The following is an 11,152-nucleotide window of genomic DNA, read 5'->3' as shown; positions in this document are numbered from 1 at the left end:
AGTGTGCCCGCCCCTGACAAGCACGATAAGCCCGCCAGCGTGCATAGCTCTTGTTCCCCCGGGGAAGCAATGGCAGCCTTTCCAGCCCTATTGCTTCTGGCGGACTCTGGCATGGATCTCCTGCGCGCCCTCCCCCTGCTGCCCTGCATGGTCGCCTTCGCCAAGGTGGTGGAGACCGGCAGCTTCACCGCGGCCGCCCGGCTGCTGGACGCCACACCCTCGGCGGTCAGTCGTCAGGTCGCGCGGCTGGAACGGGAGCTGGGGGTGCGTCTGCTGCAGCGCACCACCCGCCAATTGCGCCTGAGCGAAGCCGGCCGCGAGGTACTCGGCCACTGCCGTCATCTGCTGGCTGCCGCCGGTGCGGCGCTGGACAGTGGTCTACAGCACAGCGAGGAACCGCGCGGGCAGGTGCGACTGGCGGTGCCCAAGGCGGTCGGCTACCGGCTGATCGCCCCTTTGCTGCCGGAATTCTTCCAGCGCTATCCGCAAGTGGATCTGCAACTGCGCCTGGACGATCGCCCGCTGGATCCCATCGCCGACGACCAGGATCTGCTGGTGCGCATCACCGAGCAGCCACCCGCCGGCTTCGTCGCCCGGCCACTGCGCGAGATGGACTTCGTGCTCTGCGCCAGCCCGGCCTATCTGCAGCGCCGCGGCACGCCGCAGCAGCCCCAGGCGCTGGCCGAGCACGATTGCCTCTACCTCGGCGAAACCCCGGTCGACCAGCGCTGGCAACTGCGCCACGGCGACCGGGTGGAAAGCGTGACGGTGCGCGGCCGCCTGGCCTGCAATCACAGCGGCGTGCGCCTGGAGGCCACCCTCGCCGACCTGGGCATCGCCTGCCTGCCGGCCTTCGCCGCCGAAGCCGGCCTGGCCGCCGGCAGCCTGCGGCGGGTGCTGCCCGACTGGCAATACCTCGGCCCCTACCAGGGCACCGCCTGGCTGCTCTATCCGCCGGATCGCCAGTTGCCGACGGCGGTCAGGGTGCTGGTGGATTTCCTGCTGGAGCGGCTCAGGTCAGCCCCAGGTTCAGGCTAGCACCGCCACCGACTTGAGCTGCGCCCACACCCGACTCCCCGGCTGCAACGCCAGCCGCTCCAGCGAATAGCGGGTGATCCGCGCCAGCAGCGCCGCGCCGCCCAGGTCCAGGCGCACCAGCACCTGGGCCGGCGAGCGGGTCGGGGCGATCTCGGCGACGGTGGCCGGCAGCACATTGAGGATGCTGCTGTGCTGACGTTCCAGGCTCAGGCTGACATCCCGCGCCAGCACCTTGATGCGCAGCGCCTGCCCGGGCGGCAGCGGGGCATGGGCCAGCAGCACGCGCTGCTCGCCGGCCAGGCCCAGGCTGAGCAGGCCGTAGTCCGGATCATGGCCGAGCACCCGCCCTTCCAGCACCACCCCGGCGTCATCGGCCAGGGCGATGGGCAGGTCGAGGCGCGCCAGTACCTCGGGGGTCGGCCCGCTGGCCAGCACCCGCCCCTGTTCCAGCAGCACCAGGTGATCGGCCAGTCGCGCCACCTCGTCGGGGGCGTGGCTGACATAGAGGATCGGCAGCGCCAGCTCCCGGGTCAGGCGTTCTAGGTAGGGCAGGATCTCTGCCTTGCGCTCGGCGTCCAGCGCCGCCAGGGGTTCGTCCATCAGCAGCAGCCGCGGACTGGTGAGCAGCGCCCGGGCGATGCCGACCCGCTGGCGCTCGCCGCCGGACAGCCGCGCCGGCATCCGCGAAAGCAGTCCTTCGATGCCCAGCAGCTCGACGACCTGTTCCAGCGCCAGCCGCCGGTCGCCCGGTGCCACCCGCTGCCAGCCGAACAGCAGGTTGCGACGCACGTCCAGGTGCTCGAACAGATTGGCATCCTGGAAGACATAGCCCAGGGCGCGCCGGTGCGGCGGCAGGAACAGGCCGCGGTCGCTGTCCTGCCAGGTCTCCCCGGCCACCACCAGACGCCCGCGGGCGGCGGGTTCGAGTCCGGCCACGCACCTCAGGCAGCTGGTCTTGCCCGAGCCCGAGGGCCCGAACAGGGCGGTGACGCCGCTGCCGGGCAGCATCAGGTCCACGTCCAGCGTAAAGCTCGGGTGTGAGAGTTCGAATCTCGCCGTCAGACTCATGTCCAGGCCGACCGCCCGCGGCGGCCATAGAGCAGCAGGAGGATCACGAAGGAAAAGGCCAGCATGCCGCCGGCCAGGAGATGCGCCTGGGGATACTCCATGGCTTCCACGTGATTGAAGAGCTGGGTGGAGACCACCTGGGTCCGCCCGGGGATGTTGCCGCCGATCATCAGCACCACGCCGAATTCGCCCACGGTATGGGCAAAACCGAGGATGGCGGCGGTGACGAAGCCCGGCCGCGCCAGCGGCAGCACCACGTGGAAGAAGGTATCCAGGGGACTGGCCCTCAGGGTGGCCGCAGCCTCCAGAGGACGCGGACCGATGGCCTCGAAGGCGTTCTGCAGCGGCTGCACCACGAAGGGCAGCGAATAGCACAGCGACCCCACCACCAGCCCGGCGAAGGTGAAGGGCAACCGCCCCAGCCCCAGGGCCGAGGTCGCCTGTCCCACCCAACCCTCCGGCCCCATGGCCAGCAGCAGGTAGAAGCCGATCACCGTGGGCGGTAGCACCAGCGGCAGGGCCACCAGGGCGCCGACCGGCCCCTTGAGCCGGGAGCGGGTGCGCGCCAGCCACCAGGCGAGGGGCGTACCCAGCACCAGCAGCAGCAGCGTGGTCATGCTGGCCAGTTCCAGGGTCAGGCGGATCGCCGCCCAGTCCGCCGCGCTCAGGCTCATGGGATCACTGCCGGTAGCCGTAGGCCTTGAGCACCGTGGCCGCCTGGGGTCCCTTGAGATAGGCCAGCAGCGCCTTGGCCGCCGGTTGATCCTGGCCCTTGTCCAGCAACACGGCGTCCTGGCGGATCGGCTCATAGAACTCGGCCGGCACGATCCAGGCCGAGCCTTCCTTGACCTTGCCGTCCTGGTAGATCTGCGACAGGGCGACGAAGCCCAGCTCGGCATTGCCGGTGGCGACGAACTGGTAGGTCTGGGTGATGTTCTGGCCTTCCACCCGCTTGGCCGCGACCGCCTCGGTGAGGCCCAGCTTGGCCAGCACCTGGGTGGCGGCCAGGCCATAGGGCGCGGTCTTGGGATTGGCCACGGCCAGGTGGGCGAAGGCGTTGTGCTTGAGCACCGCGCCTTCGCTGTCCACGTAGCCGGTCCTGGGCGACCAGAGCGCCAGGGTGCCGATGGCATAGGTGAAGCGCGAGCCCTTGACCGCCGCGCCCTCGCTTTCCAGCTTGGCCGGGGTGCTGTCGTCGGCGGAGAGGAAGACCGCGAAGGGCGCGCCATTCCTGATCTGGGTGTAGAGCTGGCCGGTGGCGCCGCTGGAAATCACCAGCTGATGGCCGGTGTCTCGGGTGAACTGCTCGCCGATGGCCTTGAGCGGTGCGCTGAAATTGGCGGCCACGGCCACCTGGACCTCGTCGGCCAGGGCCGGGGTGGCCAGCGCTGCGGTGAGCAGGGAAAGCAACAGGCGGGAACGGCTGGAGATCATCGGTTCTGGCTCCTTGGGCTGGTCAGGATGCGCTCATCAGCAGGACGCTGGCGGCGCTGAAACAGGCGCAGGCGGCCAGGCCGGGGACGAGTCCCAGCTGGCGACTGCTAGTGGCGGTCAGGGTGGCGGTGACGCGGCGACCGGCCGGTAGCGCCAGCACCACCTCGTGGTTGATCGGTCCCTCATGGACGCGCTCGACCTCTCCCCACCACAGATTCTGCGCCGACAGGCGCAGCCCTGGATCGGTGCCGACCAGCACCGCCGAGGCCTTGACCAGGGCCACTACGGCGCGGCCTGGCGCCAGGCCGAGCTGCGCGGCGCTGTCGCGGGTGACCAGGGCGGTGAGTCGCGTGGCATCGTCCAGGCGCAGCACCACGGCGCTTTCCACATCGCCCTGTTCGAGCGCCTCGACCACGCCGGAAAACTGGTTGCGGGCGCTGCTGCGCCAGTTGAGGTTGAGCAGCAACTGGCGAAAATCGGCCACTTCGGTGCGAGTGGCCTCGTCCAGTCCGGCCGCCACCTGGTCCAGGGTGGTCTGGTAGTGCTGCTCCAGCGCCCGATAGAAGGCCACCACCCGCTGGCCATAGGCGGTCAGCCGGGTGCCGCCGCCGCCGCTGCCCCCCGCGCTGCGGGCGACCAGGGGCTGGGCGGAGAGATTGTTGATCTGGTCCACCGCGTCCCAGGCCGCCTTGTAGGACAGCGGCACCCGCTTGGCCGCCTGGCTGATGGAGCCGGTGGCGGCGATGGCCTCCAGCAGACGAATGCGGGTCTGGGTCAGCTCGGCGCCGACACTGCTTTCCAGCGACAGATGGGCAATGAAGGGCGAGGCGCTCATGTCAGGGACTCCCGGCATTCGGGTTGTATGACTGCAACGCTCCGACCTAGAGTGGCGCCCCTTGCCTCTTCCCCAACGTTCAGGAGCGATATCCAATGAAGGTCAGTGCCCGCAATGTCTTCCCGGGAACCGTCAGCCAGGTGCGCGAAGGCGCGGTGAATGCAGAGGTGACCCTTACCCTGACCGGCGGTACCGAGCTGGTGGCCGTGGTTACCCTGGACAGCGTGAAGAGCCTGGAGCTGGCGCCGGGCAAGTCGGCGGTGGCCCTGATCAAGGCGCCCTGGGTGATGGTGATGACCGCCGATAGCGGACTGCGCCTGTCGGCGCGCAACTGCCTGACCGGAACCGTGGAGAGCATCGGCGATGGCGCAGTCAACGCCGAGGTGGCCATCGCCCTGCCCGGTGGCAGCCGCGTGGTGGCCATGGTCACCCGCGACGCGGTGCAGGAACTGCAGCTGGCTCCCGGCGTGGCCGCCACGGCGGTGTTCAAGGCGTCTCATGTGATCCTGGGGGTCCCGGCCTGATCCTGGGGGCGGCGGATCGGATCCGCCAGGGCGTTATAGCCTCAAGTATATAGCGTGGGACAAAAGAAAACGCCGGCAGGTTTCCCTGCCGGCGTTGGTTCTGGTGCTTACGCCAGTTTCTTGTACTTGACCCGCTTGGGCTGGGCCGCGGCCTCGCCCAGGCGCTTCTTGCGATCGGCTTCGTACTCGGTGTAGTTGCCTTCGAAGAACACCAAGTTGGAATCGTCCTCGTAGGAGAGGATGTGGGTGGCGATGCGGTCGAGGAACCAGCGATCGTGGGAGATCACGATGGCCGCGCCGGGGAAGTCCAGCAGGGCGTCTTCCAGGGCGCGCAGGGTTTCCACGTCCAGGTCGTTGGAGGGTTCGTCCAGCAGCAGCACATTGCCGCCCTGCTTGAGGGTCAGCGCCAGGTGCAGACGACCGCGCTCACCGCCGGAGAGGTCCTTGACGAACTTCTGCTGGTCGGCGCCCTTGAAGTTGAAGCGACCGACGTAGCTGCGCGAGGGCACCTCGTAGTTGCCGATCTTGATCACGTCGGAGCCGTCGGAGACCTGCTCCCAGACGGTCTTGGTGTCGGACAGGTTCTCGCGACTCTGGTCGACACTGGCCAGTTGCACGGTATCGCCGATCTCGATGCTGCCGGCGTCCGGCTGCTCCTTGCCCATGATCATGCGGAACAGGGTCGACTTGCCGGCGCCGTTGCCGCCGATGACGCCGACGATGGCGCCCTTGGGCACCACGAAGCTCAGGTCGTCGATCAGCAGGCGATCGCCATAGCCCTTGCTGACGTTCTTGAACTCGATGACCTTGTCGCCCAGGCGCTGACCGGCGGGGATGTAGATCTCGTTGGTCTCGCTGCGCTTCTGGAATTCCTGGGACTGCATTTCCTCGAAGCGCTGCAGGCGGGCCTTGGACTTGGACTGGCGGGCCTTGGCACCGGAGCGCACCCATTCCAGTTCGGCCTTCATGGCCTTGGCGTGGGCGGCTTCCTGCTTGGCTTCCTGGGTCAGGCGCGCGGCCTTGGATTCCAGCCAGCCGGAGTAGTTGCCCTCGAAGGGGATGCCCTGGCCGCGGTCCAGTTCCAGGATCCACCCGGCGACGTTGTCGAGGAAGTAGCGGTCGTGGGTGATGGCCACCACGGTGCCGGGGAAGTCGTGGAGGAAGTGCTCCAGCCAGGCCACCGAGTCGGCGTCCAGGTGGTTGGTGGGTTCGTCCAGCAGCAGCATGTCGGGGGCCGACAGCAGCAGGCGGCACAGCGCCACGCGGCGCTTCTCGCCGCCGGAGAGCACGCCGACCTTGGCGTCCCAGGCCGGCAGGCGCAGGGCGTCGGCGGCAACTTCCAGCTGGCGCTCCAGGTTGTGGCCGTCGGCGGCCTGGAGGATGGCTTCCAGCTTGGCCTGCTCGGCGGCCAGGGCGTCGAAGTCGGCATCCGGCTCAGCGTAGGCGGCATAGACCTCGTCCAGCCGGGCCTGGGCCTGCTTGATCTGACCGACCGCTTCCTCGACCACGTCACGAACTGTCTGCTCGGGATCAAGTTTCGGTTCCTGCGGCAGATAACCCACATTGATACCGGGCATCGGCCGCGCTTCACCTTCGATCTCGGTATCGACGCCGGCCATGATGCGCAGCAGCGTCGATTTACCCGCACCGTTCAGACCGAGCACGCCGATCTTGGCGCCAGGAAAGAACGACAGGGAGATGTTCTTGAGGATTTCACGCTTGGGCGGCACGACCTTGCCGACCCGGTGCATGGTGTAGACGTATTGAGCCATGGTGGGACCTTGGGACCGGAATGAAAAACAGGGGACACAGTATGGCGTCAGCAGCGAACGCTGTCGAAACCCCGCGCGACGAAAGCGCCGGTGCTGATCACGCGGAAAAAACCGGCGGAGACACCGTCCGGTCCCTTATCATAGGCCATCCCTGCCCCGCGGAATCGGGCGCAGCCGAACGGCCATCGCCTCTGCAGGAACGCAGTCCGTCGTGAACAGCCCGCCCTCCTCGCTGCCGGAAGAGCCGCTCGCCCCCGCTTCGCGACGCCTGACCCGCGGTCTGCTGATCCTCTCGCTGGTGGCCATGCTGGCCCTGATGTTCTGGCAGGCCCTCGCCAGCGTGGCCGAGCGCGAGACGCTGCGGCGCGAACAGCTGGATGGCCTGACCCGACAGCTGGCCAACACCGTCGAATTCGGGCTGGCGCTCAAGGCCCAGGCGGTGCGCAGCACCCTGCGCTGGTCGCTGGACCCCACCCTGCCGCTGGCCCCCAATCTGCTGCTCGGCCTCAAGGACTTCTTTCCCGGACTGCAACAGGTACGCTGGCTGCCGGCCAACGCCAACCTGCGCAGTGCGCGCCTGGGCGATACGCCGGACGCCGCCTTCATCCAGCAACTGATCGCGCGCGCCGGCCAGGCCGACTTCCGTTACGGCTACAACGGTCAGGCCACCGCGGCGCCCCTCTATGTGCTGCTGGCTGGCGATCCGCAACTGCAGAACGGCTGGTGGGTGCTGACCAGCGCCCCCCTGCTCGAACCCCTGTGGCGGCCGACCCGGGTACCGTCCGGCCTCGACTGGCGCCTGGAAGATCGCTCTCAGGGCACCCTGCTATTCCGCGGCGGAGAAGCCCCGGCGGCGAACAGCATCGACGAGGTACGCCAGGAACTGGCCTACAGCAACTGGCAGGTGGTGGGCAGCCATCCCGCCGAAGACATGGGCACCACGCTGCTGGGGGCCTCCTTCGGCCGCCTGGCGCTGTTCAGCCTGTCCGGCCTGGTGGCCGTCATCCTGCTCTATTTGCTGTTGCGCGAAGAACGTGGCCTGCGCGCCCTGACCCTCGCCTCGCGACGCGGCCTGCGCCTGGCCGGCATCGCGCTCAACGGGATCGAGGAAGCCGTCTGCATGACCCAGGCCGACGGTCGCCTGGTGCATGTCAACGCCACCGCCGCGCGGCTGCTGGGCATCGCCGCCAATGACGCCCAGCAATTCTTCCTCGCCAGCCTGCTGCCCGAGCTGGTTGCCCTGACGGCCGCCGAGCGTGACAGCGGCGCCCTGGTCACCCTGGCGGTGGAAGGCCAACCGCGCCGCTTCGCGGTCAGCTGCCACGCCCTGGCGGACAGCCAGCCCAGTGCCCGGGTCCTGCGCGACCGCACCCAGACCCAGGACGGCTTCGTCTGGGTCTTGCGCGACGTCACCGAACAGCAGCGCAACCTGGAGACCATCCAGACCACCCGGCAGCGCTACGAAAGCATCTTCAACGGGGTGCACACCGGCATCTGCGTGGTGGATCTGAGCGCCGTCCAGCCGCACATGCAGGCCCTCGGCCTGGAGCGCCCCGAGCAACTGGCGGAGCTGTTCGCCCGCGAGCCCGAAGTCCTGGATAGCCTGGGCCGCCAGGTGCGCATCACCGAGATCAACCAGCGCGCCCTGGAAATGCTCGGCATCGAGCACCTCGACCAGGCCTGGGCGCGGCTGGTGGGTGACTCCCGCGTCCAGCTCGGTGGCAAGAGATACCGCCTGCTGGCCGGCCTGCTCTCCGGCCAGCAGGTACTGGAACTCGAGACCTGCATCGGCACCGCCGAGGGCGAACGGCACCTCTGGCTGACCATGCACCTGCCAGCCAACCCCCGGCACCTCGACGCGACCCTGCTCAGCCTCAACGACATCACCCAGCGCAAGCTCGGCGAATTGCGCCTGCTCGAGCGCGACAGCTTCTGGTCGAATCTGATCAGCGCCATCCCCGACACCCTCTATACCTATGACGTGGCCAGCGGCGAGCTGACCTACGAGAGTCGTTCGCTGGCCCTCAAGCTCGGCTATCCGCCGGAAGCCTTCGCCAGCCTCGGGCGCGCGCGCCTGCACCCGGATGACCTCGAACTGCACGAGCGGGTGGTGAGCATGCGGCCGACGCTCTCCGACCAGCCCAGCAGCAGCCTCTTGCGCTGGCAGCACCGCAACGGCGGCTGGCGCTGGTTCGACGTGCGCGAGCAGCGCCTCGCCCGTGCGGCGGACGGCACCGCGGCGAGCGTGGTCGGGCTGGCCCTGGATGTCACCGACATGGTGCGGGCCAGCGAGCGCCTGCGCGAAAGCGAGAATCGCTACCGGCAGCTGGCGGAAAGCATCAGCGACGTCATCTTCACCACCGACGCCCAGCTGGTGCTCAACTACATCAGTCCCTCGGTGGAGGAATTGCTCGGCTATCCCGTCGGCGAGCTGCAACAACGCACCCTGGCCGAACTGGTGGTGCACTCGCGCCAGTGGCAGGAGGTGCGCCGCACCCTGCAGCGGCTGCTGCGCAGCCTCGACAATCCGCGCGCCCTGGCCGAGTTGCGCCGGGAACACTTCGCGCCTCTGTTGCTCGACTGCCTGCACGCCCAGGGCCACACCCTGCAGATCGAGCTGCGCCTCAAGCCGCTGTGGGACGACCACGAGCGCTTCGCCGGTCTGCTCGGCATCTGCCGCGATATCTCCGCCCAGCGCCGCACGGAAAAGGACATGCGCATGGCGGCCACGGTGTTCGACCACTCCGCCGGCGCCATCCTGGTCACCGACCCGGCCGGCTACATCGTGCGGGTCAACCGCACCTTCACCCGCATCACCGGCTTCAGTCCCGAAGAGGTGTTCGACCAGCAGCCGATGATGCTCTGCGCGGACAAGCAGGAAGCCAACCAGCTGCAGCACGTGATGCAGCAGCTGCGTACCCAGGAGAGCTGGGAAGGCGAACTCTGGCAGCGCCGCCAGGACAACGAGCCCTATCCCTCCTGGGTCGGCATCACCGCCATCCGCGACGACGACGGCGACCTGATGAGCTATGTCTGCTTCTTCGTCGACATCAGCGAGCGCAAGGCCAGCGAAAGGCGCATCCACCGCCTGGCCTACTACGACGCCCTGACCCTGCTGCCCAACCGCACCCTGTTCCAGGATCGCCTGCACAACGCCCTGCAGCAGAGCCGCCACAACGGCAGCTGGGTGGTGCTGATGTTCCTCGACCTCGACCGCTTCAAGCCGATCAACGACAGCCTCGGCCACGCCGCCGGCGACCGCCTGCTCAAGGACGTGGCCATGCGCCTGACCGCCTGCGTCGGCACCGAGGACAGCGTGGCGCGCATGGGTGGCGACGAATTCACCCTGCTGCTGTCCGGTCTGGAAAGCCGCGAGGTCGCCCTGGCCCAGGCGATCCGCGTCGGCGAGCAGATCCTCTCCCAGCTGTCCGAGGCCTTCGTGCTCGAAGGCCGCGAATTCTTCGTCTCCGCCAGCATCGGCATCGCCCTCTCGCCCCAGGACGGCCATGAACTCAGCCAGCTGATGAAGAACGCCGACACCGCCATGTACCACGCCAAGGAGATGGGCAAGAACAACTTCCAGTTCTACCAGGCCGAGATGAACGCCCGCGCCCTGGAGCGCCTGGAACTGGAAGCCGATCTGCGGCACGCCCTGCTGCAGGGTGAATTCCGCCTGCACTACCAGCCGCAGTACCGTTGCGACAACCGGCGCCTGACCGGGGTCGAGGCCCTGCTGCGCTGGGAGCATCCGGTGCGCGGCCACGTCTCGCCGGCGGAATTCATCCCGGTGCTGGAAGAGATCGGCCTGGTGGTCCAGGTCGGCGACTGGGTGATTCGCGAGGCCTGCCGGCAGATGCGCGAATGGCACGCGGCCAGGGTGCGCATTCCCAAGGTCTCGGTGAATCTCTCCGCCCGCCAGTTCAGCGATGGCCAGCTCGGCCAGCGCATCGCCGAGATCCTCGCCGAGACCGGCCTGGCGCCGGCCTGCCTGGAGCTGGAACTGACCGAAAGCATCCTGATGCGCGACGTCGGCGAGGCCCTGCAGCTGCTGGGCGAACTCAAGAGCCTGGGCCTGTGCATCGCGGTCGACGACTTCGGCACCGGCTATTCCTCGCTCAACTACCTCAAGCAGTTCCCCATCGACATCCTCAAGATCGACCGCAGCTTCGTCGACGGCCTGCCCCACGGCGAGCAGGATGCGCAGATCGCCCGGGCCATCATCGCCATGGCCCACAGCCTCAATCTCTCGGTGATCGCCGAGGGCGTCGAGGAACCGGCGCAACTGGAATTCCTGCGCCTCCATGGCTGCGACGAGGTGCAGGGCTTCCTCTTCGACCGTCCGCTGCCGCCGGATCTGCTGCGCGAGCGGCTGGAGCACCAGGGGCTGTTCCCCGTCCTGACATGAGACCGATGGCGGCGGCGCATGACCGGCGCTCATACCTCAGAGTTCCCGCGATGGGGTAGAATGTCGCCCCTCACGA

General features: G+C 68.3%; 8 protein-coding genes. 3 read left to right on the top strand and 5 right to left on the bottom strand.

Features of this window, described 5'->3' with window-relative positions; genetic code table 11:
- Window positions 1-111 precede the first annotated feature (111 nt).
- Complete coding sequence (locus tag AABM56_RS03720; protein WP_347883840.1) at window positions 112-1,038, top strand: LysR family transcriptional regulator; 927 nt, start codon at window positions 112-114, stop codon at window positions 1,036-1,038.
- On the opposite strand, the gene modC is transcribed toward AABM56_RS03720, so the two are convergent.
- From modC to AABM56_RS03700, 4 genes are read right to left on the bottom strand one after another with little or no spacing between them, the layout of a single operon-like run.
- The gene (gene modC, locus AABM56_RS03715) at window positions 1,030-2,106 is read right to left on the bottom strand and encodes a molybdenum ABC transporter ATP-binding protein (protein ID WP_133862155.1); all 1,077 of its coding nucleotides are present in this window, start codon (window positions 2,104-2,106) and stop codon (window positions 1,030-1,032) included. The genes AABM56_RS03720 and modC overlap by 9 nt on opposite strands.
- Window positions 2,103-2,780: a molybdate ABC transporter permease subunit gene (modB, locus tag AABM56_RS03710; protein ID WP_133862156.1), complete on the bottom strand. Its 678-nt coding sequence runs from the start codon at window positions 2,778-2,780 to the stop codon at window positions 2,103-2,105. The genes modC and modB overlap by 4 nt, the downstream gene beginning before the upstream one ends.
- Window positions 2,781-2,784: 4 nt before the next feature.
- A complete protein-coding gene (modA, locus tag AABM56_RS03705) occupies window positions 2,785-3,540 on the bottom strand; it encodes a molybdate ABC transporter substrate-binding protein (RefSeq protein ID WP_133862157.1) in 756 nt (251 codons plus the stop codon).
- Between the two features lie 22 nt (window positions 3,541-3,562).
- Window positions 3,563-4,375 carry a TOBE domain-containing protein gene (locus tag AABM56_RS03700; RefSeq protein WP_133862158.1) on the bottom strand — a complete coding sequence of 271 codons (813 nt, stop codon included), beginning with the start codon at window positions 4,373-4,375 and terminating at the stop codon, window positions 3,563-3,565.
- Window positions 4,376-4,470: 95 nt separating this feature from the next.
- Between AABM56_RS03700 and AABM56_RS03695 the strand changes: the two genes are divergently transcribed.
- Window positions 4,471-4,899 carry a molybdopterin-binding protein gene (locus AABM56_RS03695; protein ID WP_208694073.1) on the top strand — a complete coding sequence of 143 codons (429 nt, stop codon included), beginning with the start codon at window positions 4,471-4,473 and terminating at the stop codon, window positions 4,897-4,899.
- A gap of 107 nt (window positions 4,900-5,006) precedes the next feature.
- Here AABM56_RS03695 and ettA read toward each other — a convergent pair whose 3' ends face one another.
- Window positions 5,007-6,671, bottom strand: coding sequence for an energy-dependent translational throttle protein EttA (gene ettA, locus AABM56_RS03690; protein WP_133862160.1), 1,665 nt, complete (start codon window positions 6,669-6,671; stop codon window positions 5,007-5,009).
- A gap of 211 nt (window positions 6,672-6,882) precedes the next feature.
- On the opposite strand from ettA, the gene AABM56_RS03685 reads away from it, so the two are divergent.
- Window positions 6,883-11,076 (top strand): EAL domain-containing protein, encoded by a 4,194-nt coding sequence (locus AABM56_RS03685; protein ID WP_347883839.1) that lies wholly within the window; start codon window positions 6,883-6,885, stop codon window positions 11,074-11,076.
- Window positions 11,077-11,152 lie beyond the last annotated feature (76 nt).

It is taken from the genome of Pseudomonas aestiva, from assembly GCF_039908605.1.
In the GTDB taxonomy this organism is placed as follows: Bacteria; Pseudomonadota; Gammaproteobacteria; order Pseudomonadales; family Pseudomonadaceae; genus Chryseomonas; species Chryseomonas aestiva.
The sequence above is the reverse complement of the archived record's forward strand: the minus strand, read 5'-3'. Positions and strand labels throughout refer to the sequence as shown.